Origin of the sequence: Clostridium thermobutyricum, from assembly GCF_000371465.1 — a bacterium.
GTDB classification, from domain to species: domain Bacteria; phylum Bacillota; class Clostridia; order Clostridiales; family Clostridiaceae; genus Clostridium; species Clostridium thermobutyricum.
In genome coordinates this window covers 2,620,425-2,641,906 of record NZ_KB850956.1, presented here as the reverse complement: position 1 = coordinate 2,641,906, position 21,482 = coordinate 2,620,425, and the positions used below count along the sequence as shown (strand labels likewise).

Sequence of the window (21,482 nt, the reverse complement as noted above, 5' to 3'; positions counted from 1 at the left end):
TAAATGCAATAAAATAAAAAAAAGTTGCAAATAAGTGTTGCGTTATGAATAAAAAAATAATAAAAATATTTTAAAATGCAAGAGAAAAAAATAATCCTGCAAAAATCATTGAATAAATGTATTTATTATGATATTATGGTATAAATTAGAAATTAAATTGGGGATTAAAGAGGGGGCGTAATAAATGGCAATAATAAATCCTGAGAATGGGAAAAAAATTTATATAGTAGATACAACCCTTAGAGATGGTGAACAAACAGCAGGAGTAGTATTTGCAAATGCTGAAAAAGTTGCTATAGCTGAAATGTTAAGTGAGCTTGGGGTAGATCAATTAGAAGTTGGAATTCCTACTATGGGTGGGGATGAAAAAAGAGCAATAAAAAATATAGCAAATAGAAATTTAAAAAGTAGTATAATGGCTTGGAATAGGGCAGTAATTTCAGATATTGAAGAATCAATTGATTGTGGAGTTGATGCAGTTGCAATATCTATATCTGTTTCAGATATTCATATAAAACATAAGCTAAAAACTTCAAGAGAATGGGTTCTAGAAAATATGGTTAAGTCAGTTGAATTTGCGAAGAAAAATGGATTATATGTTTCTGTAAATGGAGAAGATGCATCAAGAGCAGATAAAGATTTTTTAGTTCAATTTATGAATACAGCAAAAAAAGCAGGAGCAGATAGATTTAGATATTGTGATACTGTAGGTATAATGGAGCCTTTTAGATTGAAAAAAGATATTGAATATTTATATAAAAATACAGGATTTGATATAGAAATGCATACACATAATGATTTTGGAATGGCAACAGCTAATGCTTTAGCAGGAACTAAAGCAGGAGCAAATCATATTGGTGTAACTGTAAATGGATTAGGAGAAAGAGCTGGAAATGCTGCTTTAGAAGAAGTGATTATGGCGTTTAAAATATTACTTTGTCATGATACTAATTTTGATACAAAAATGTTTAGAGAAGTTTCAGAATATGTATCAAGAGCAGCAGGTAGAGAATTACCTCCATGGAAAGCCATAGTTGGAGATAATATGTTTGCTCATGAATCAGGAATACATGCGGATGGAGCTATAAAAAATCCAAAAAATTATGAAGCTTTTGATCCAAAAGTTGTTGGACTAGAGAGACAAATTGTCATAGGAAAACATTCTGGTAAATCAGCTATTATAAATAAATTTAAGGAGTATGGAATTGAACTTAATAAAGAGGAAGCTGAGGGTATACTAGATATGGTTAGAGCAATAGCTGTTAGGCTTAAAAGAAGCCTTTTTGATAAAGAGTTAGTTAGACTTTATAAAGAATATAAAGATTTAAAAGCTAGAAATTAGAATAAAAGGTTAGGGGGAATTTTATATGGGGGATAATTTAGTTTTAAAGATTTTAAAAAAGCATTTAGTTGAAGGAAAAATAGAGAGTGGACAACCAATAGGAATTAAAATAGATCAAACTTTAACTCAAGATTCTACTGGGACTATGGCATATTTACAATTAGAGGCTATGGATATAGATAGAGTAAAAACTAAGAGATCTGTCGCATTTGTAGATCATAATATGCTACAACAAGGCTTTGAGAATGCAGATGATCATAAATTTATACAAACCGTAGCTTCAAAACATGGAGTTTATTTTTCAAAACCGGGAAATGGAATATGCCATCAAGTATTTTTAGAGAGATTTTCAAAACCAGGTGAAACTTTAATTGGCTCAGATAGCCACACTCCAACAGCAGGGGGAGTTGGAATGCTTGCAATGGGCGCAGGAGGACTTGATGTTGCACTTGCTATGGCCGGAGGTGCATATAATATAAATACTCCTAAAGTTTATAAAATAAATCTTACAGGAAAACTAGGATCAATGGTTGCGGCTAAAGATATAATTTTAGAAGTTTTAAGAAAATTTTCAGTAAAAGGTGGAGTAGGGAAAATATTTGAATATGGAGGAGAAGGAGTTAAAACTCTTTCAGTTCCAGAAAGAGCTACTATTACAAATATGGGAGCTGAGCTTGGGGCAACTACTTCTATTTTTCCAAGTGATGAGAGAACATTAGAATTTTTTAAATCGCAAAATAGAGAAAAAGATTTTATATATTTTGAACCAGATGAAGAGGCAGTTTATGATGGAGAAGTAACTATAGATTTAAATAAATTAGAACCTTTAGCCGCTAGACCACATTCACCAGATAATGTTTTAGAAGTTTCAAAAATAGGTAAAATAAAAGTTGATCAAGTAGCTATAGGAAGTTGTACAAACTCTTCTTACGAAGATTTAATGAAAGTAGCTAAAATATTAAAAGGAAAAAAGGTGCATCCAGATGTTAGCCTTGTTATTGCACCAGGATCAAGACAGGTTATGGAGATGATAGCTAGAAATGGAGCTTTAGGAGATATAATAAGCTCAGGGGCTAGAGTATTAGAAAATTCATGTGGGCCATGTATAGGAATGGGGCAAGCACCTGGTACAGATGGAATATCATTAAGAACATTTAATAGAAATTTTTATGGTAGAAGTGGGACTTTATCAGCTAAAGTTTATTTAGTTAGCCCTGAAACAGCAGCAGTTTCAGCAATAAATGGAGTTCTTACAGATCCTAGAGAAATGAAAATTGATTTAAATATAGAAATGCCAGAAGAGTTTATTATTGATGATTCAATGATTTTAACTCCAGCAAAAACTAATAAAGAGGTACAAGTTAAAAGAGGTCCAAATATAAAGCCATTTCCAGTTAATAAACCTTTAGATGAAAAATTAAGTGGAAAAGTTTTATTAAAGGTTGAAGATAATATAACAACAGATCATATAATGCCTTCAAATTCAAAGCTTTTACCATTTAGATCAAATATTCCTTATCTTTCAGAATTCTGTTTTAATACAGTTGACAAAGAATTTCCAAATAGAGCTAAAGAAAATGGCGGAGGATTAATAATTGCAGGAGATAATTATGGGCAAGGATCAAGTAGAGAGCATGCAGCATTAGCACCACTTTATTTAGGAATAAAAGCCGTTTTAGCAAAATATTTTGCAAGAATTCATAAGGCTAATCTTATAAATAATGGAATTATTCCTTTAGAATTTAAAGATGAAAAAAGTTATGATTGTATAGATTTAATGGATGAGATTATTTGTGATAATATAAAGAATGAATTAAAGCTTGGAGAAGTAACTTTTAGAAATAATACAAAGGGAATAGAATTCAAAGCAACTGTAGATTTAACTTATAAAGAAATTGAAGTTATTTATGCAGGTGGAAGACTGAATTATGTAAAATATAAAAATTAAAAAAAGAAAGATACTTAAAATTTAAGTATCTTTCTTTTTTTAATGTAAAGCTATAACTATTCCACCTATAACTATGAAAGCAACACCAATTATAGTTCTTGCTGATAAGTGTTCTTTTAATATTAGTGCTGATAGTAAAATAGTGATTGCTATAGACATTTTATCTATTGGTACAACTTTAGTTACACTACCATGTTTAAAGGCAAAATTCATAAATAACCATGAAAGTGCTCCAAAAATTCCAGTTAGAACCAAAAATAAAAGGTCTTTCTTATAGTTGGTTATACCTGAAAGTTTTGTGAAATCACCATTAAAAGATGAAATTATAATAAAAAATATAGCCATAATAATAGCTTTAATAGTACCAGCTAAAGAAGGACTAATATTTGTTACTCCAAGCTTAGTGAAAATACTTACTAAGCTTGCAAATACGGCACCTAAAATAGCATAAATAAACCAAAGTGGCATAAAATCCCCCCATTCAATAATAGATTATACTACTTTATTTAACCTATTATAATATTTAGCGATTAAATTATAACTTTTAATATTATAAAATTAATTTATTAGGAAATTAAAAAAGAAATGTGCTAAAAACACATTTCTTTTAAGCAAATTTAGGTTTTTTATAAGTTGCTATAATTATTGAACCTATAATCATCATTATTATTGCAATAGGAAATATAATTACACCATCATTATTATTTAGTAAAATTCCTCCTATAATACTACTAATAATTTGAGGAATACATATAAATATATTATTTACTCCCATATATTCACCTATGTGACCTTTTGGAGCTATTTCAGGAACTAATGAATAGTAAGCTACTTGGAACATTATAAATGCAATTCCTGAAATTATTGCAAATATCCAAAGCATATATAGTTTTGTTACATCCCAACCAATAATAAATGCAATTCCGTAAACTATACAACAAATAAGAAAAACTCTATCTTTTCTCCACTTATCACAAAGCATTCCTATGAAAACGGAAAGAATCATCCCAACTAATGTTAGAGCAGTTAAGGCAAAACTTATTTCTGTACCACTAAAGTGATCTCTTTTTTCATAATAAGGTATCCAAAATGGAGTTATTATTCCATAAGCAAAATAAAAGCATGAACCTGTTAAAAATACTTTCATAGCAGGTAAATTTTTTAGAAAATCTAAATTAAGTTTTGGGGGAGTTGTAGTTTCTGTATCTTTTTCTTTTACTAAATAGCAAATAAATAATATTGGTAGTAAAGCTAAAATTGCGATTAAAATAAAAGGTAATTTATGATTTATGTTAAATAATATTACAGCAAATAAATAAAATAATAATCCTCCGAAAGAATAAAATAATTTTCCTAATCCATTAACAGAACCAACTTGATTTGGTTCAACACTTTCTGGCATCCAAGAATAATATGCTCCTTGGAAAAAATTAAAGGAAGACCAAGCTACGAAAACGCATATAAGCATTTCTATATAACTCTTAGAAAATCCTAATAGAAAAACAAAAATTCCACCTATTATTCCTCCTAAAAGAGACCATGGTTTTCTTTTTCCCATTTTAAATCTTTTTTTATCACTTAAAACTCCGCCTATATATGGAAAGAAAATTCCAGTAAAAGAGCAAAGTGCGGCAATTAATCCTAGTTTAAAATCAGAAGGTGTTACAGTCTTAACTAAAAGTGGAAGGAGAGTACTTTTCATATTCCACATAAAACCTAACCCAAAACTAGGAATTGCCATTAAAATTGGCATATACATACTTCGTTTTTTCATAAAAAAATCTCCTGAAAAATATTATAAAAATTTTAAATTAAAGAACTGGTTTAGTTTTTTCGGCTTTAATTATACACCTATAAATTTTTGTGTATATAGTTTTTAGAGTATATTAATTGATTGTTATTAATATAGAAAAATAGGTTATAATTAAATAAAAGAAGTTGTGTAAAAAATGAATTAATTAATAATAGTTATCAAATGTATTTATTAAATCAGAGTAAAGTAGTATAATATAAAACAAAGATTAGAGGAGCTGATTTCTTTGGCGAAAAAGATAAGACTTGCAGGAATAGCATATGAAAGTTTAGTTAATGGTCCTGGAATGAGAAGAGTTTTTTTTTCACAAGGTTGTAGACATAATTGTATAGGATGTTTTAATCCAGATACTCATAGTTTTACAGGAGGAGAAGAAAAAGACATGGATGAACTTATTCAGGATGTCTTAGATAATCCAATTTTAAAAGGAGTTACTTTTAGTGGAGGAGATCCTTTTGAAAGGGCAGAGGAATTTGCATATATGGCTAAAAAGTTTAAAGAAAATAACTTAAGTGTTTGGTCATTTACTGGCTATACAATTGAGTACTTATTAGAAGAAATAGATAATAGAAAAGGCTTTAGAGACCTTTTAGAAAATATAGATGTACTTATTGATGGTAAATTTGAAAAAATGCTCTCTAGAAAAGGTTTAAAATTTAGAGGCTCATCTAATCAGAGAATAATAAATGTTCAAGAAACCTTAAGATTAGGAAAAATAATATTAATGGAAGAATATATGTAAGGAGTGAAATAAATGAAAGTTAGTGTTAAATCAAAAAAGTGTAAAGAATCAGAAGGATTAATAGTATCTTTATTTGAGGATAGTTTAGAAATAAAAAATCCTGAAATAAAGAAAATGGTAGAATACTTAAGTAAGAATGAAAAATTCTTAGGAAAATCAGGAGAAGTTTATAACTATACTCGTGAAGTTGAAGGAAAAATTCAAGATGTAATTTTATTAGGACTTGGAAAAGAAGATAAATGTACTTTAGAAGGAATTAAAGTAAATCTTTCAAAAGCTTATAAAAAAGCTAAAGAATTAAAAGTAAATGATTTAGTAGTAAGAATGATAGTTACTGATAAATTTGATGTATGTGAAAGAGCAAAAGCTATGACAGTTTCTTTAGTTCTTTCAGATTATAAATTTGATAAATATAAATCATCAAACAAAGAAGAAAAAGAAGTTCTTGTTTCATTATCAGGATGTAGTATTGATAATTCAAAATTAGATTCTATTAAGGAAGCTGTTAAAGAAGGAGAAAATATTGCAGAAGGAATTATAATTGCAAGAGATTTAGTAAATGAACCTGCAAATGTAATGTATCCAGAAGTTTTAGCTAATTCAGTTACTAAACTAGGACAAGAATATGGATTCCAAGTAGAAGTTTTAGGAAAAGAAAAAATTGAAGAGCTTGGAATGGAAGCTTTCTTAACTGTTGGAAAAGGTTCAATAAGAGAACCAAAACTAATTGTTATGAGATACTTTGGAGATGATTCTAATAAAGAAAATGTAACAGGATTAGTTGGTAAGGGATTAACTTTTGATGCAGGTGGATATTCATTAAAACCTACAGCTAGTATGGATACAATGAAATCAGACATGGGAGGAGCTGCTGCAGTAGTAGGAACAATGGCTTTAATAGCTAAAAGAGGTTTAAAAGTAAATGTTGTTTCAGTAGTTGCAGCCTGTGAAAATATGATTTCAGGTGGAGCTTATAAACCAGGAGATATTATTGGAAGTATGCAAGGAACTACTATAGAAGTTCTTAATACAGATGCAGAAGGTAGATTAACTCTTGCAGATGCAGTAACATATATTCAAGAAAAAGAAAATGTTAAAGAAGTAATAGATTTAGCAACATTAACTGGAGCTGCTTTAGTTGCACTTGGAGATACAACAACTGCAATACTTTCAAATAATGATAAATTCTTTAATGAAATTGAAGAAGCTTCATTAAAATGTGGAGAAAAACTTTGGAGATTACCAGCATTTGATGAATATAGAGAGTTAATAAAATCAGATATTGCTGATATAAAAAATATTGGTGGAAGATATGCAGGAACAATCACAGCAGGTCTTTTCATTGAGAAATTCATAAAAGAGGGAACTTCATGGATTCACATGGATATCGCAGGAACAGCTTGGACAGATTCACCAAAACCTTATAAAGCAAAAGGTGGAACAGGAATTCCAGTAAATACTTTATATGAGTTATTGAAAAAAAGAAGTTCAAAATAAGAATTTAATTAAAATACACTAATCAAATTTAGGATTAGTGTATTTTTTATTGTATTAGTTAACATAAATTGGTAAAATTAAATGAGGGTTTGATTTTATATTAAAAGGTTATTTGGGAGAGGAATGATTTTGAAAAAATGGGTTTTAGGAATAACAATTTTAAGTTCTATAGTTTTCGTTGGATGTAGGGACTCTGATGGATTAACTAGAAGTGAAAAAAGGAGTATGGAGAAAATTTCTGAATTAGAAAATAGTATAAAAGTTAATTTGGAAGATAAAGAATACATAAAGATTAAAAGTAGTTATTATGAAGATGTAAGAGTAGAGCTAAGTAAAGCAACAGATAGTGGAAAAAGTATTAAAATATTAGAGGAAGTTTTAGATAAAAACAACAATGAAGCTACGGTTAAAGAAGATAAAGTTTCAAATAAAGATAAGTGGTATGAATTATATGTTGAAGCTAAAGATGTAAGTATTAAGAGGATATTTCAGAGAGAAAATAATTAGTTGTTAAAGTTTAGAAGGAAAAGAGATAATAATATAAAAATAAAGAGAGTAATTCTAATGGTGCTTGTAGGAGCTTCTTTTTTAATAGTAGGTTGTGGGTCTAAACAAAATGAAAGTGTAGATGATAAAAAAGATATGGTAGTTGAGTTGGATGGAAATATAGAAGTTGATGTAGAAACAAAAAATTATATAAAAGTAACATCCACTTATCCACATGAGATAGATTTAGTAATTAATAAAAAAATGAAAAATGAAGAGGATATTAAAGTTTTCGAAGGAAAATTACTTAATAATAAAGATGGAATAAAAATATTCTTAGAAAGTAAAGAAGATGACTATTATGAATTAATAGCAAAATCTAATGGAAGTGAATCAAGATTTTCTTTTAGTAGAAAAATTGACAAAGTAAATTTAGCAGAAAATAATATTAATAATTGGAATAAAAATTCTATTGAGTATAAAGTAGATGATGAAGTTGTATTTGAAGGTAGGAATTATAAATGTATACAAAATCATACCTCACAAGAATCATGGAATCCTAAAGAAGCAGTTAGTCTTTGGCAAGAGTTTAAATATTAAAAATATAAGAAAAAGGTCTATGTCATATGATAATGGCACAGACTTTTTTCTTATTATTCTTAGTTTTCTGATTTAATATCAGTATTTTTATTTAATTTATTTTCTACTGGAATTCCAACTTCTTTTATAGCTTCTGCTATTGCTTTTGGAGTATCTATTTTTCCGTGAGCATATCCAAATTTATGATCATTTTGCATAGTGAATAATATCATAATTTTTTGTTGAGCAGTATATGTTAGTTCTGCAGATTTTATTTCTGTTAATGGAACAGTACATTGTCTAAAATATAATTTATCTTTAGTAACTATCATTGCATTTTTTACTGCACCAACTACAAGGAATAACATAAGTGCAGCTGCAAGTAAGAAGATATATTTTTTAGACACAATTGCAAATCCAATTGCTATTATTAATATAACGAAGAATAATATAGTGAATTTTTTTAGATTAGCATCTTGAAATGTTTTATATTCACCTTCACAAGTGCTTAAAAATTTCTTTTGAGTTTTTAATGCTAATGGAATGTTTAATGCTATTATTATTAATAAAACTATTAATCCGATAAGAATTAGCATAACTTCTCCTCCTAATATTTAATACTATTTATTATAACATGGGTGTATAATATTGATTATTAATTAACTGTTAATAGAAATGTAGAAACATAACTTATTTTAATGATAGAAAATTACAAAATAAAACTCCTTAGTTTATCTAAGGAGTTTTATTATATATTTTAATTAATATTAGAAATCAGATTGACCAGTTGTTCTTGGGAATGGAATTACGTCTCTGATATTTGTCATACCAGTAATGTACATGATTAATCTTTCAAATCCTAATCCATATCCTGAATGTTTAGTTTCTCCGTATTTTCTAAGCTCTAAATACCACCAGTAATCTTCTTCATTTAAGTTAAGTTCAGCCATTCTCTTCTTAAGAAGATCAAGTCTTTCTTCTCTTTGGCTTCCTCCAATTATTTCACCTATTCCTGGTACTAGAAGATCCATTGCAGCAACAGTTTTATTATCATCATTCATTCTCATGTAGAATGCTTTTATATCTTTTGGATAATCAGTTACGAAAACTGGTTTTTTGAAGTGTTCTTCAGTAAGATATCTTTCGTGTTCAGTTTGAAGGTCAATTCCCCATTCAACTGGATATTCGAAAGTTCTTCCACAAGATTTTAATATTTCTACTGCATCTGTATAAGTAACTCTAGCAAAGTCTGAGTTTACAACATGATTTAATCTTTCTACTAATCCTTTATCTATAAATTGGTTAAAGAATTGAATTTCTTCAGGACATTCATCCATAACATATTTTATTACATAAGTTAACATATCTTCAGCTAATTTCATGTTATCTTCTAAATCAGCAAATGATATTTCAGGTTCAACCATCCAGAATTCAGCAGCATGTCTTGCTGTATTTGAATTTTCAGCTCTGAAAGTTGGTCCGAAAGTATAAATATTTCTAAATGCTAAAGCATAAGTTTCACCATTTAATTGTCCTGAAACAGTAAGGTTAGTTTCTTTTCCAAAGAAATCTTTTGAATAATCAATATCTCCATTTTCAGTTTTTGGAGGGTTTTGTAAATCTAAAGTAGTTACTCTAAACATTTCTCCTGCACCTTCACAGTCACTTCCAGTTAGTATTGGAGTGTGAGTGTATACGAAGTGTTGTTCTTGGAAAAATTTGTGTATAGCATAAGCAGCAACTGATCTAACTCTGAATACAGCTGAGAATGCATTACTTCTTGGTCTTAAGTGTGCTATAGTTCTTAAATATTCAAAAGTATGTCTTTTCTTTTGTAGTGGATAGTCAGAATCTGACATACCTTCAATTACGATTTCGCTAGCTTGAATTTCAAAAGGTTGTTTAGCATTTGGTGTTTCAACTAAAGTCCCTACAACTTTTAATGATGAACTTATAGGTAGTTTTGATATTTCTTTAAAGTTTTCTAATTTATTATCAAATACAACTTGAATATTTTTAAAGAAAGAACCATCATTAATTTCGATAAATCCAAAAGCGTTTGAAGCTCTTAAAGTTCTTATCCATCCTGTTATTGTTATTTCTTTTCCTAAATGGTCAGAAGTGTTTCTGTATAGTGATCTAACTAATACGTTTTTATCCATTATTTTTCCTCCTATTAATAAAAAATTATATAAAAAAAATCCTTCACTTCCCAGTATGTATGGGACGAAAGGATACTATACGCGGTGCCACCCAATTTGTTTTCTAAAAAAGAAAACCAGCTTTAAAACACAAAATTTATGCTTTCCAAATTTATAACGGTTTGGAAGTTCCGTCTAAGCCTACTAACTTAAAGTTTTCGGTTAGATACTCAGAGATGTTCTTCAAAATAGGCTTCGTATAAGGCTTACACCATCCCTTATTCGCTAAAACTACTTCCTAAGTTTACTCTTCTCGTCAACGTTTCATTGAAATATTATATTAAAATGATTTTACAATATTTTTAAATCAAAATCAAGGAATTAACATAGAATAGTTATATAATAATATTTTTTATGGGGGAAATATGTTACTAAATAATTTAATTATAAGAAAAAATAGAGAAATAAATATTTTAAAAGGAATGTTAAGTGCAAGAATTGAAGAGAGGGAAGTAATTATAGAAAAAATTAAATATGTAATGGAAGAATTAGAGGAACTTATTTTTATTGAAAATGAATTTAAACGTAAAATTAAAAATTTTACTATGGAAGAGTTATCTCAATACAATGGAATAGGAAATAACTTAGCATACATAGTTATTGATGGAACTGTTTATGATGTTACTGGAATTAAAGAATTCGTTAATGGGAATTGTAAATTTCCTCTAGGAAAAGACGCAACTGAAGTTTTTTATTCATGTTTAAAAGGAGATAGAGATACACTTAGAAAAGCTAGAATAGTAGGAGTTTTAAAAGAATAAAAAAGCAGGATAATCCTGCTTTTAAACTTCTCTACCAGTTTCATATGATTGAATAAGATTAGAAGGAAATTTAAGCATAGTCATATCTTTTACTATTCTTTTAAATTCATATTCAACATTTCTAAATTTAACTTTTACTTCTCCAGTTTCCTCATTTATATCTAATATGCAATAAGTTGCGTTAGGTGAACCATTTTTAGGTTTACCAACACTACCATCATTTATGAAAAGTTTATCTCCAAACATTTTACATGATGGAATATGAGTATGAGCACACACTAAAATATCAGCATTTAAATTTTTCATAATTTCTTCAGTATTGCTTCCATCTTCAAAAAGATATTCACTTATTGAATTTGGGCTTCCATGTACAAAAAGAATTTCTCTTTTTCCAACTTTTAATCTATATTCAGTTTCTAGGTTTTCTAAAAAATATTTATTTGAATTTCTTACTTCTTCAACTGCCCAAGGAAGTGAAAAAGAATTTATATTATTATCTCTTATATATGTGAAATCTCCATCGCAAACAGAGGCATCATAATTTCCTTTTAAACAAGTAATTTCTCTTCTTTTAATTAAAGCTATTACTTCATTAGGATGTGGTCCATATCCAACTAAGTCCCCTAAACAAATAACTTTATCAACTCTATTATCATCTATATCTTCAAAGACTTTCATTAAGGAATATATATTTCCATGAATGTCTGATATAACTGCAATCTTCATAATAAAATCCTCCTGAAAGATTATATATAATTTTTTATGACAAACATATCTAAAGAATATTTTATCATTATATAAAATCTATATAAAGGTGTATAATAGTAATTAATAATAAAGTTATAAACAATAGGAGGGAAATATGAAAGAAAATAGAGTGAAAAAGGTTATAGATAAGATGAAAGAAGAAAATTTAGATCAAATTCTTGTTTCAGCACCATCTTCATTATTTTATTTAACAGGGAAATGGTTTCATCCAGGAAATAGAATGATAGTTCTTCTTATTAAATCAAATGGAGACCATAAATTAATAAATAATAAGCTTTTCCCAGTAAATGAAGATTTAGGGGTAGATATTGTTTGGTATGAAGATACAGATAATCCAACTGAAGTTTTATCTAAGTATATAGACAATACTTCAAATTTAGGAATAGATAAAACTTGGCCATCACATTACTTAATAGAGTTAATGGAACTTAATGCGGCAAAGGAATACAAGAATTCTTCAGTTATAATAGATGAACTTAGAATGATTAAAGATGCAGAAGAGATAGAGTTTATGAAAGAAGCATCAAAAATAAATGATAAAACTATGAAAGAATTATGGGGACATTTAAAAGAAGGTATGACAGAGCTTGAATGTGTTGATCTTTTAAAAGAACTTTATGAAAAAAATGGTTCAAACAAGTTTTCTTTTAGTCCAATAATAGCTTTTTGTCCAAATGGAGCAGATCCACACCATGAAACAGATGATACAAGATTAAAAATTGGAGATAGTATTGTTATAGATATTGGATGTGTATATAACGATTATTGTTCTGATATGACTAGAACAGTTTTCTTTGGAAAAGTTCCTTCAAATAAGCATGAATCAATTTATTCAATAGTTAAAGAAGCAAATGAAAGAGCTATAGAAGCTGTAAAACCAGGTGTAAAATTTAGTGATATAGATAAAGCGGCAAGAGAATATATAACTGAAAATGGTTATGGAGAATATTTTACACATAGAACAGGGCATTGCATAGGAATTGATTGTCATGATTTTGGAGATGTAAGTGGTGTAAATGATAAAGTTTTAGAACCAGGAATGATATTCTCAGTTGAACCTGGAGTGTATTTAAAAGATGATTTTGGAGTTAGAATAGAAGATTTAGTATTAGTAACAAAAGATGGTCATGAAGTATTAAACTGTGTTAGCAAAGAAGTAACAGTTATAAAATAGTTTAAGATAAAAAAATAGATAATATATAAATTTTAGATTATTTATTTTTATATAGTGGTTAATAAGGGGAGAGTTTATGAAAAATTTAATTAAGATATTAAGTGCTACTATAGTGGCATTAGTTTTAATTGGATGTAATAATGAAAATATATCAGTTAATAATAAATCAGAAGAAATAACTAAAATAGATACAGAGAAACTTTCGTCTTTAAGTGGAAGTTTAGTTGGAAATAATTCAGATATGATAAAATTAGTGAATAATTTACCGGGAAATATTTATTTCGACAAACTTGAATTATATACTGAAAAAGAACCTTATGGAATGAAAGTTACTTATAGTAAAAATGGTATTTCAGATAAGAAGATTAATGAATTTATAAAAGATTACAAAGATTTATCTTATAAAAATGCTAGAGAAATGTTTATTTTAGTTTCAAATTTAGGTTATGTAGAGTTTGATTTTTCAGATTTAGGAGGAGAGGTTCTAAATTTTAAGAAAAATGAGTTCGTTTCAGAAAAATGCGAGTGGTAAAAAATAATATATAAATAAAAGACTTTTTCTATAATGAAAAAGTCTTTTTTACTTTTAGTAGCTATTTTGTTTTGAGAATAATTCACCTAAATCTTTTAATAATTGAGGGGAGTCCATTTTATCCATACAAACTTCTATAAAAGTAAGTTTATCTCTATTATTGTCAGCTTCTTTTAAAGCATTCATTAATTCAATTTCAGTTTTTGCTTTAAAGCTAATACTTCTGTTTCCTTCTAAGTCAAATACAGAAACTAATTTTGAATAATCCCACATATTTATATCATTATATTTTCTGTTAGGGCCATGAATAAGTCTTTCAACAGTATATCCATCATTATTTATAACCATTATTATAGGGCTTAGATTTTCTCTAATCATAGTAGAAACTTCTTGAGCTGTTAATTGGAAAGAACCATCACCAACTAAAAGAATATTTCTTCTATTTCTATCTGCGATTTGAGTTCCTAATAAAGCACCTACAGTATATCCAATTGAACCCCAAAGTGGTTGTCCTACAAATGTACAACCTTTTTTCATGTTAACTAAGCAAGAACCGAAGAAAGAAGTACCTTGTTCAGCAATTAATATGTCATTTTCATTTAAGAAACTTTCAATTCCTTGGAAAAATCTTTTTTGAGTTAGAGGAGTATTTTTAGCTTCAAAATTATTTATTAATGAAACATGTGGTGTATCATTTTTAGAAAATTCAATATTTAAATTTTTTAAAGATTCTAAAGCATCTTTCATTAAAATATTACTAAATAAGTTTTCACCTATTCTACAATATAAAGGATGAACTTCTATAAGAGTTATATTTTTATTTATATAACTAAAACCAGCAGTTATTGAATCTGTAAGTTTAACTCCAATTAAAAATGCTAAATCACAGCTCTTAACTAGATTAGTAATATTTTCATTACTTAAAGAACCACTATATACTCCTACAAAGTTAGGATGAGTTTCATCTATAACACCTTTTCCCATAGCCAATGAAGAAACAGGAAGATTTGAGGCTTCAACAAATTCTTGAAGTTCTTTATTTAAATTATATCTATTAACTTCAAAATCAGCTAAAATCATTTGCTTTTTAGATTTAGACATTAAACTTTTTACATTTGAAATGAAATTATTTAAACTATTTTTATCACTCTCTAGATTGTAAGAAGTTTTTTCAGAAACATTTATTACTTTAGTTGCTAAATCTACTGGCATTCCAATATAGACTGGTTTTTTATATAAATAGCATTCTCTAAGAACTCTATCAATTTCTTCTTTAGCATTTATTTCATTTAATATTGTTTGAGCAACACTAACTTCTTTAAACATTTCATTGAATCTATAGAATTCTCCATCTCCTAGAGTATGGTGAACTAATTTTCTATTTTCTACTACTTTGCTTGAAGGAATTCCAACAATTTTTACAACTGGAACATTTTCAGCATAGGAACCTGCAATTCCATTAACAGCGCTTAATTCTCCAACTCCAAAAGTTGTTGCAATAGCAGCCATACCTTTTATTCTTCCATATCCATCAGCTGCATAAGATGCATTTAATTCATTACAGTTACCAATCCATTCTATATCTTCAGAGTCATCTATTTGATCTAGAAAGCTTAAGTTATAATCTCCAGGAACACCAAAAATGTGTTTAACTCCATATTCTTTTAAACTATCTATTAAATAATCACCAACAGTTGTCTTCATATATAAACATCTCCTTTATTAATTAGAAATTTTTTCTTTTTACGGGGCTAATGTTATCACTTATAGATTTATAAATCCTTGACATAAATCAAGGATTTTATTAATTTATAATTTTAATATTAATTAGACATAAATATTTAATATAAAAACTTTTACAGAAATAAAACAGAAATAAATTTGATTAAATAAAAAATCGTCTTAATTTAAATTAAGACGATTTTAAATTTGAATATTATTTTTAATTATTTTTTATTTAAACTACACTGCGAAAAGTACTCCAGCTATTGTTCCAGTTAAACAAGTAGCAAGTGCTCCCCCTAGTAGAGCTTTGAAACCAAGTTTAGCAATTAGTCCTTTTTTCTCAGGTGCAAGCGAACCAATTCCACCTATTTGGATAGCAACTGAACTGATATTTGCAAATCCACATAATGCATAAGTCATTATAAGTATAGTTTTAGGCTGAAGTATTTGATATCCTGCAGCATGAGCTATATTTTTTGAAAGTTCTGAGTATGCAACGAATTCGTTAAGCATTATTTTTTGTCCTAATAAACTACCAGCTGTAGTTATATCAGAAGCGGGAACTCCCATAAGGAATGTAAGTGGAGAGAATATCTTACCAAGTATCCATTGGAAGCTAAGCCATGGAGCTCCAAAGAATCCACCTACTGCACTTAATATTGCATTAAATAAAGCCATAAGTGCAACGAATGCAAGAAGCATAGCAGCAACATTTAGTGCTAATCCTAAACCTTCACTAGCTCCATTAGCAGCAGCTTCAACAACATTAGAAGCTGTATTTTCTATTTTTATTCCATTAACATCTTTAGTTTTTGGTTCTTCAGTTTCAGGAACTAAAATTTTAGCAAGTATTAATCCAGCAGGAGCAGCCATTATACTAGCAGCTAATAAATCTCCAGCATTAACCCCCATTGCAACATATCCTGCCATAACTCCACCAGCAACAGTTGCCATACCACCAACCATTATTGCCATAAGCTCTGAACGAGTCATATCACTAATAAATGGCTTAATTAAAAGAGGAGCTTCAGTTTGACCTAAGAATATGTTACCAACTGCACTTAAAGTTTCAGCTCCAGAAGTACCAAGTAATTTACAAATACCTTTAGCAATAATTTTAACTATAAATTGCATTATACCTAAATAATAAAGTATTCCCATTAAAGCTGAGAAGAATATTATTGTTGGTAAAACTTGAAGTGCAAATATTGATCCAATTGTATTTGTATCCATTAATGGACCGAATAAGAATGATGACCCTTCTTTTGTAAAATCAAGAAGTTTAGTAATACCCTGACTAATAAAATTGAAAAATTTTGCTCCGGCAGGAATTTTTAATATGAAAACAGCAAAAACAACTTGAAGACCAAGACCTGTCCCAACAAGACGCCAATTTATTTTCTTTCTGTTTTCAGAGAATAATACCGCAATTCCAATAATAACAGCAATACCTAATAAACCTATAAATCTGCTCAATTTCATTTCTCCTTTGTAGTTTATTTACGAAACCTTTATAAATCATTAGTAAATGTTTTCTGAAAAAATTTCAGAAATGTGAAAAATGTCGAAAAAATTATATAAAGTGTTTCAAATTTGAATTAATTAATTAAATTATAAACTAAAAATGAATAAAATTAAAGAAAAAAATAAATTTTTTTGACAAAACATGTATAATATATGAAAAAAGTATTAAGGATGAAATAGGAAATATAACAGATAAATAAAGAAAAAGCCAATTATGTATTAACTACATAATTAGCTTAAATATAATATGATAAATAATAAATTTTATTATTTTATTAGAATTTTATAAGTTTAAGAATTTTTCTCCAACAATAACAACATCTCCAGCACCAACTGTTAATATCATATCATCTTTTTTTGCTACCTTTTTTAAATAATCAACAGCTTCATCATGTGAATGAACGTTTGTACATTTTAAACCTGTTTTTCTTATTGCATCACCTAATTCATCAGATGAAACAAGTCCAGTATCTTTTTCTCTTGCAGCATATATATCCATTAATATTAATTCATCTGAATCTTTAAATGCTGTAGTGAATTCATCAAATAATGTTTTAGTTCTTGTATAAGTGTGTGGTTGGAAAACACAATAAGTTTTGCCGTGAGGAATTTTTTTAGCTGTGTTAAGAGTAGCTTGTATCTCAACAGGATGATGAGCATAATCATCAATAATTGTTATGCCATCAATTTCTCCTTTATATTCAAATCTTTTGTGAGCACCTTTGCACTCATTAAGACCTTCAGCTATTTTTTCAAATGGAATATTAAATATTAATCCAACACAAATAGTTGAAAGGGCATTTAAAATATTATGAGTTCCAGGCATATTTAGACTTACAGTAAATAAGTCCTCACCTTTTTTATTAACTGTAAATGTAGCACAACCTTTGTTGTTAAATTCTATATTTCTAGCAGTTACATCTGCATCTTCTAAACCATAACTTAAAGTATTGCATTTAGCTTCTTCTAGGATTCCTCTAACATTTTTATCACCATTATATCCAATTAGATAACCATCTTCTGGTATTAGAGTTGAGAACTTTTTAAAAGTTTCTATTATGTGGTTTAAATCTCTATAATAATCAAGATGATCTGCATCAATATTTAAGATAATACCTACATAAGGATAGAATTTTAGGAATGATTCTTTGTATTCACATGCTTCAGTAACAAAGTAATCACTGCTACCAATTCTATAGTTCCCTCCAATAATATCTAATTCTCCACCTACTAATATAGTAGGATCAAGATTTCCTTTTAATGTTATGTTAGTTATCATAGAAGTGCTTGTAGTTTTCCCATGAGTACCAGCAACAGCTACATTGTATTTATGTCCCTTCATTATTAATCCTAAAAATTCTGCTCTATCCATTAAATGAATATTATTTTCTTTTGCTTCTAGAATTTCAGGGTTATCATTAGGAATAGCTGCAGTATAAACAACTAAATCTACATTTTGTAAATTTTCTCTTTTATGGCCGATATATATTTCAGCACCTTTTTCTTTAAGACTATTTGTAATTTTAGATTCTTTTGAATCAGAACCTGAAACTTTAAATCCATTATTTAAAAGTACAGCAGCAAGACCACTCATACTGATACCACCAATTCCAATAAAGTGAACTTTCTTTTGTTTGTCTTTTATAAAATCGAATGACATAAAAATCACCTCTCCTTATTAATTCATTTATAATTATATACATTTTTTGAAAATTGAACACAACAAAAAGGTGAATATTTAAAAAAATTTCCTTAATTTATAGAAATTTTTTATTCTATATATATATACAATAGCTAAAAAACAGAATAATAGAGAGAAAAATATCACTTCAAATATCTTGATAAAAATATGAATATAGAATAAAATATGAATATTAAACAATGAAAATATAAAAATAATTCGTATAAATATAAAATGAAGGTGAGTTTATAATGGAGAAGTTAAGCAGAAACAGTAGAGTTGTAGCTATTACTAAAATATTAACAGAAAATCCTAATAAAATTATAGGTCTTAATAGATTTTCTGAATTATTAAATGCTGCAAAATCAACTATAAGTGAAGATATAGTTATAGTTAGAGAAATATTAGATAAATTAGAAATGGGAAAAGTAGAAACTATTTCAGGTGCTTCAGGTGGAATAAAATATATACCTAGAATAGGTAATTCTATGGCTAAAGATTTTGCAGAAAATTTATGTGATATTTTAAAAGATGAAGGAAGAGTTATACCAGGTGATAGAATTTATATGACTGATTTAATGTATAACCCAGAAATAATAAGTAGAGCTGGAACTATTCTTTCAGCTTGGTTTAATGATAAAGAAATTGATTATATAATAACAGTGGAAACAAAAGGAATTCCATTAGCTTATGAAGTAGCTAGAAATTTAGGTATACAGTTAGTTATTGCTAGAAGAGATACTTTAGTAACAGAAGGACCAACAATGACAATTAACTATGTTTCAGGAACAAGCAAAAGACTTCAACAAATGTCTCTTTCAAAGAAAGCTATGAAGAATAATTCAAGATGTGTGTTTATTGATGACTTCATGAAAGGGGGAGGAACAGCTTTAGGGATAAAAGACCTTTTAAAAGAATTTGATAGTGAACTAATTGGTATTGGAGTTTTAGTTGATAATAAAGAAGTTAATAAAAAACTTGTAGATGATTATGTATCAATAGTAGAGTTACATTCAGTTGAAGAATCAATAATATCAGATATAAGACCTTCAAAATTATTTGAATAAGGTAATAGAATTAATTTAAATTATTATAATTTTATGAAAATTTGGTTTTAAAAAATTATTAATTAAATTGAAGATTTGAAAAAATAAAGAGGAAACTCTTTATTTTTTTTATGTTTAAAATTCCATAGATTGACTATTTAATATTTACCAAAGGTTGAAATACAAGCATCTATGAAATATAATAATATAGATATAAAGAAAAAAATTTTTTTAAATAAAATAAAAGAAAATCAATGGTAAATAATTGTAAAATAGAGGTGGTAAGATGTATAGATGTGCGTTAATACTAGCAGCAGGTCAAGGAACAAGAATTAAATCTGATATACCAAAAGTTTTACACAAAGTATGTGGAAAAGAAATGGTTAATCATGTTATAGACAACATGAGAAAGGCTAGTATAGAGGATGTCAATGTAATCATTGGAAAAGGCGCAGAATTAGTAAAGAAAGAAACAGAAAGTAGAAAAGTTTCATATTCTTTACAAGAAGAGCAATTAGGGACAGGTCATGCAGTTAAATGTGCAGCAGAATTTTTAAAAGGAAAAAAAGGAACTGTACTTATTTTTGCAGGAGATGCTCCATTAACAAAAGAAACCACTATAAAAGAATTAATAAAGTATCATGAAGAAAATAATAATTCAGCAACTTTATTAAGTGCATTAGTAGAGGATCCAACAGGATACGGAAGAATAATAAGAGATGAAAATGGGCAAGTTTTAAAAATAGTAGAACATAAGGATTGTAATGAAGAAGAATTAAAAGTTAATGAAATGAATGCAGCAATGTATTGCTTTGATATTGAAGATTTAGTAAATGCTTTAGAAAAAATATCAAATGACAATGTACAAGGTGAATACTATTTAACTGATGCCATTGGAATTGTTAAAGAAGAAGGTAAAAAAGTTGGAGCTGTAGTAACTGATTATGAGGATACTATAGGAGTAAACTCAAGAGCTCAACTTGCAGAAGCAGAAGAAATATTAAGAAATAGAATAAATAGAATACATTTAGATAATGGAGTAACTTTAATTGATCCAAGATCAACTTATATTGGAGCTGATGTTGTAATAGGAAAAGATACTATTCTTTATCCAAATACAATATTAGAAGGAAACACAAAAATCGGTCAAAGATGTACAATACTCCAAAATACAAGAATAAAAGATAGTATTATAGAAAATGGAGCAACAATAGAATCTTCAGTAATATTAGAAAGTAAAGTTGGAGAGAATACTAATGTAGGGCCATTCGCTTATATCAGACCAGAAAGTAGCATTGGGAATAATGTGAAAATAGGAGATTTCGTAGAAATTAAAAAAGCTAACATTGGAAATGAAACTAAAGTAGCTCACTTAACATATATAGGTGATGCAGAAGTAGGAAGCGGATGTAACTTTGGTTGTGGAACAGTTGTAGTAAACTATGATGGAAAGAAAAAACATAAAACTATAATTGGAGATAATAGCTTTATAGGTTGTAATACAAATTTAGTTTCACCAGTTAAAGTAGGAGACAACACATATATTGCAGCAGGTTCAACAATAACTAATGAAGTTTCTGAAGGAGATCTTGCCATAGCAAGAGCTAAACAAAGAAATATAAAGGGTTGGGTTGAAAAAAAAGGATTAAAAAAATAATTTAAA

At 28.0% G+C, this 21,482-nt stretch carries 19 protein-coding genes and 1 other annotated feature; of the genes, 11 read left to right on the top strand and 8 right to left on the bottom strand.

The genetic code is table 11. The annotated features are described in order from the left end of the window. Window positions 1-184 precede the first annotated feature (184 nt). On the top strand, window positions 185-1,342 hold the full coding sequence (gene nifV, locus HMPREF1092_RS12400) for a homocitrate synthase (RefSeq protein WP_002599012.1): 1,158 nt from the start codon (window positions 185-187) through the stop codon (window positions 1,340-1,342). Between the two features lie 25 nt (window positions 1,343-1,367). After that, entirely contained in the window at window positions 1,368-3,290 is a 1,923-nt protein-coding gene (locus tag HMPREF1092_RS12395) for an aconitate hydratase (RefSeq protein WP_002599011.1), read from the top strand. A gap of 39 nt (window positions 3,291-3,329) precedes the next feature. On the opposite strand, the gene HMPREF1092_RS12390 is transcribed toward HMPREF1092_RS12395, so the two are convergent. Both HMPREF1092_RS12390 and HMPREF1092_RS12385 read right to left on the bottom strand, forming a co-directional pair. Beyond that, window positions 3,330-3,758: an EamA family transporter gene (locus HMPREF1092_RS12390; RefSeq protein WP_002599010.1), complete on the bottom strand. Its 429-nt coding sequence runs from the start codon at window positions 3,756-3,758 to the stop codon at window positions 3,330-3,332. A gap of 139 nt (window positions 3,759-3,897) precedes the next feature. Further along, complete coding sequence (locus HMPREF1092_RS12385; RefSeq protein WP_002599009.1) at window positions 3,898-5,064, bottom strand: MFS transporter; 1,167 nt, start codon at window positions 5,062-5,064, stop codon at window positions 3,898-3,900. A 265-nt stretch (window positions 5,065-5,329) separates the two neighbouring features. Here HMPREF1092_RS12385 and nrdG point away from each other — a divergent pair, with 265 nt between their 5' ends. The 4 genes from nrdG to HMPREF1092_RS12365 all read left to right on the top strand — a co-directional run bounded on the left by nrdG (window position 5,330) and on the right by HMPREF1092_RS12365 (window position 8,428). Then, window positions 5,330-5,845 (top strand): anaerobic ribonucleoside-triphosphate reductase activating protein, encoded by a 516-nt coding sequence (nrdG, locus tag HMPREF1092_RS12380; protein WP_002599008.1) that lies wholly within the window; start codon window positions 5,330-5,332, stop codon window positions 5,843-5,845. 12 nt (window positions 5,846-5,857) lie between these two features. After that, complete coding sequence (locus tag HMPREF1092_RS12375; protein WP_002599007.1) at window positions 5,858-7,342, top strand: leucyl aminopeptidase; 1,485 nt, start codon at window positions 5,858-5,860, stop codon at window positions 7,340-7,342. 129 nt (window positions 7,343-7,471) lie between these two features. Next, window positions 7,472-7,849 carry a hypothetical protein gene (locus HMPREF1092_RS12370; RefSeq protein ID WP_002599006.1) on the top strand — a complete coding sequence of 126 codons (378 nt, stop codon included), beginning with the start codon at window positions 7,472-7,474 and terminating at the stop codon, window positions 7,847-7,849. 57 nt (window positions 7,850-7,906) lie between these two features. After that, a complete protein-coding gene (locus tag HMPREF1092_RS12365; RefSeq protein WP_002599005.1) occupies window positions 7,907-8,428 on the top strand; it encodes a carbohydrate-binding protein in 522 nt (173 codons plus the stop codon). A 59-nt stretch (window positions 8,429-8,487) separates the two neighbouring features. Here HMPREF1092_RS12365 and HMPREF1092_RS12360 read toward each other — a convergent pair whose 3' ends face one another. Continuing rightward, on the bottom strand, window positions 8,488-9,003 hold the full coding sequence (locus HMPREF1092_RS12360) for a hypothetical protein (RefSeq protein WP_002599004.1): 516 nt from the start codon (window positions 9,001-9,003) through the stop codon (window positions 8,488-8,490). Between the two features lie 171 nt (window positions 9,004-9,174). Continuing rightward, on the bottom strand, window positions 9,175-10,569 hold the full coding sequence (asnS, locus tag HMPREF1092_RS12355) for an asparagine--tRNA ligase (RefSeq protein ID WP_002599003.1): 1,395 nt from the start codon (window positions 10,567-10,569) through the stop codon (window positions 9,175-9,177). Window positions 10,570-10,626: 57 nt separating this feature from the next. Then, window positions 10,627-10,877 (bottom strand) — a binding site (T-box leader). Window positions 10,878-10,973: 96 nt separating this feature from the next. Here asnS and HMPREF1092_RS12350 point away from each other — a divergent pair. After that, window positions 10,974-11,369 (top strand): cytochrome b5 domain-containing protein, encoded by a 396-nt coding sequence (locus HMPREF1092_RS12350; protein WP_002599002.1) that lies wholly within the window; start codon window positions 10,974-10,976, stop codon window positions 11,367-11,369. A gap of 21 nt (window positions 11,370-11,390) precedes the next feature. On the opposite strand, the gene HMPREF1092_RS12345 is transcribed toward HMPREF1092_RS12350, so the two are convergent. Then, entirely contained in the window at window positions 11,391-12,095 is a 705-nt protein-coding gene (locus tag HMPREF1092_RS12345; RefSeq protein WP_002599001.1) for a metallophosphoesterase family protein, read from the bottom strand. 136 nt (window positions 12,096-12,231) lie between these two features. Here HMPREF1092_RS12345 and HMPREF1092_RS12340 point away from each other — a divergent pair, with 136 nt between their 5' ends. Both HMPREF1092_RS12340 and HMPREF1092_RS12335 read left to right on the top strand, forming a co-directional pair. Further along, window positions 12,232-13,311, top strand: coding sequence for a M24 family metallopeptidase (locus HMPREF1092_RS12340; RefSeq protein WP_002599000.1), 1,080 nt, complete (start codon window positions 12,232-12,234; stop codon window positions 13,309-13,311). 76 nt (window positions 13,312-13,387) lie between these two features. Continuing rightward, window positions 13,388-13,843 carry a DUF4825 domain-containing protein gene (locus HMPREF1092_RS12335; protein WP_002598999.1) on the top strand — a complete coding sequence of 152 codons (456 nt, stop codon included), beginning with the start codon at window positions 13,388-13,390 and terminating at the stop codon, window positions 13,841-13,843. Between the two features lie 54 nt (window positions 13,844-13,897). Here the strand turns inward: HMPREF1092_RS12335 and HMPREF1092_RS12330 are convergent, their stop codons facing one another. From HMPREF1092_RS12330 to murC, 3 genes are all read right to left on the bottom strand, one after another. Next, entirely contained in the window at window positions 13,898-15,547 is a 1,650-nt protein-coding gene (locus HMPREF1092_RS12330; protein WP_002598998.1) for an alpha-keto acid decarboxylase family protein, read from the bottom strand. 258 nt (window positions 15,548-15,805) lie between these two features. Next, window positions 15,806-17,044 (bottom strand): NupC/NupG family nucleoside CNT transporter, encoded by a 1,239-nt coding sequence (locus HMPREF1092_RS12325; RefSeq protein ID WP_002598997.1) that lies wholly within the window; start codon window positions 17,042-17,044, stop codon window positions 15,806-15,808. A 331-nt stretch (window positions 17,045-17,375) separates the two neighbouring features. Beyond that, the gene (gene murC / locus HMPREF1092_RS12320; protein ID WP_002598996.1) at window positions 17,376-18,752 is read right to left on the bottom strand and encodes a UDP-N-acetylmuramate--L-alanine ligase; all 1,377 of its coding nucleotides are present in this window, start codon (window positions 18,750-18,752) and stop codon (window positions 17,376-17,378) included. A 272-nt stretch (window positions 18,753-19,024) separates the two neighbouring features. Between murC and purR the strand changes: the two genes are divergently transcribed. Continuing rightward, window positions 19,025-19,840 (top strand): pur operon repressor, encoded by an 816-nt coding sequence (purR, locus tag HMPREF1092_RS12315; RefSeq protein WP_002598995.1) that lies wholly within the window; start codon window positions 19,025-19,027, stop codon window positions 19,838-19,840. Window positions 19,841-20,105: 265 nt separating this feature from the next. Next, on the top strand, window positions 20,106-21,476 hold the full coding sequence (glmU, locus tag HMPREF1092_RS12310) for a bifunctional UDP-N-acetylglucosamine diphosphorylase/glucosamine-1-phosphate N-acetyltransferase GlmU (protein WP_002598994.1): 1,371 nt from the start codon (window positions 20,106-20,108) through the stop codon (window positions 21,474-21,476). Window positions 21,477-21,482: the final 6 nt, after the last annotated feature.

What these genes read in the sequence shown, in the direction of transcription:
- nifV (WP_002599012.1), top strand. Translation starts at nt 185, where the DNA reads ATGGCAATAATAAATCCTGAGAATGGGAAAAAAATTTATATAGTAGAT.
- HMPREF1092_RS12395 (WP_002599011.1), top strand. Translation starts at nt 1,368, where the DNA reads ATGGGGGATAATTTAGTTTTAAAGATTTTAAAAAAGCATTTAGTTGAA.
- HMPREF1092_RS12390 (WP_002599010.1), bottom strand. Translation starts at nt 3,758, where the DNA reads ATGCCACTTTGGTTTATTTATGCTATTTTAGGTGCCGTATTTGCAAGC.
- HMPREF1092_RS12385 (WP_002599009.1), bottom strand. Translation starts at nt 5,064, where the DNA reads ATGAAAAAACGAAGTATGTATATGCCAATTTTAATGGCAATTCCTAGT.
- HMPREF1092_RS12375 (WP_002599007.1), top strand. Translation starts at nt 5,858, where the DNA reads ATGAAAGTTAGTGTTAAATCAAAAAAGTGTAAAGAATCAGAAGGATTA.
- HMPREF1092_RS12365 (WP_002599005.1), top strand. Translation starts at nt 7,907, where the DNA reads ATGGTGCTTGTAGGAGCTTCTTTTTTAATAGTAGGTTGTGGGTCTAAA.
- HMPREF1092_RS12360 (WP_002599004.1), bottom strand. Translation starts at nt 9,003, where the DNA reads ATGCTAATTCTTATCGGATTAATAGTTTTATTAATAATAATAGCATTA.
- asnS (WP_002599003.1), bottom strand. Translation starts at nt 10,569, where the DNA reads ATGGATAAAAACGTATTAGTTAGATCACTATACAGAAACACTTCTGAC.
- HMPREF1092_RS12350 (WP_002599002.1), top strand. Translation starts at nt 10,974, where the DNA reads ATGTTACTAAATAATTTAATTATAAGAAAAAATAGAGAAATAAATATT.
- HMPREF1092_RS12345 (WP_002599001.1), bottom strand. Translation starts at nt 12,095, where the DNA reads ATGAAGATTGCAGTTATATCAGACATTCATGGAAATATATATTCCTTA.
- HMPREF1092_RS12340 (WP_002599000.1), top strand. Translation starts at nt 12,232, where the DNA reads ATGAAAGAAAATAGAGTGAAAAAGGTTATAGATAAGATGAAAGAAGAA.
- HMPREF1092_RS12335 (WP_002598999.1), top strand. Translation starts at nt 13,388, where the DNA reads ATGAAAAATTTAATTAAGATATTAAGTGCTACTATAGTGGCATTAGTT.
- HMPREF1092_RS12330 (WP_002598998.1), bottom strand. Translation starts at nt 15,547, where the DNA reads ATGAAGACAACTGTTGGTGATTATTTAATAGATAGTTTAAAAGAATAT.
- murC (WP_002598996.1), bottom strand. Translation starts at nt 18,752, where the DNA reads ATGTCATTCGATTTTATAAAAGACAAACAAAAGAAAGTTCACTTTATT.
- purR (WP_002598995.1), top strand. Translation starts at nt 19,025, where the DNA reads ATGGAGAAGTTAAGCAGAAACAGTAGAGTTGTAGCTATTACTAAAATA.
- glmU (WP_002598994.1), top strand. Translation starts at nt 20,106, where the DNA reads ATGTATAGATGTGCGTTAATACTAGCAGCAGGTCAAGGAACAAGAATT.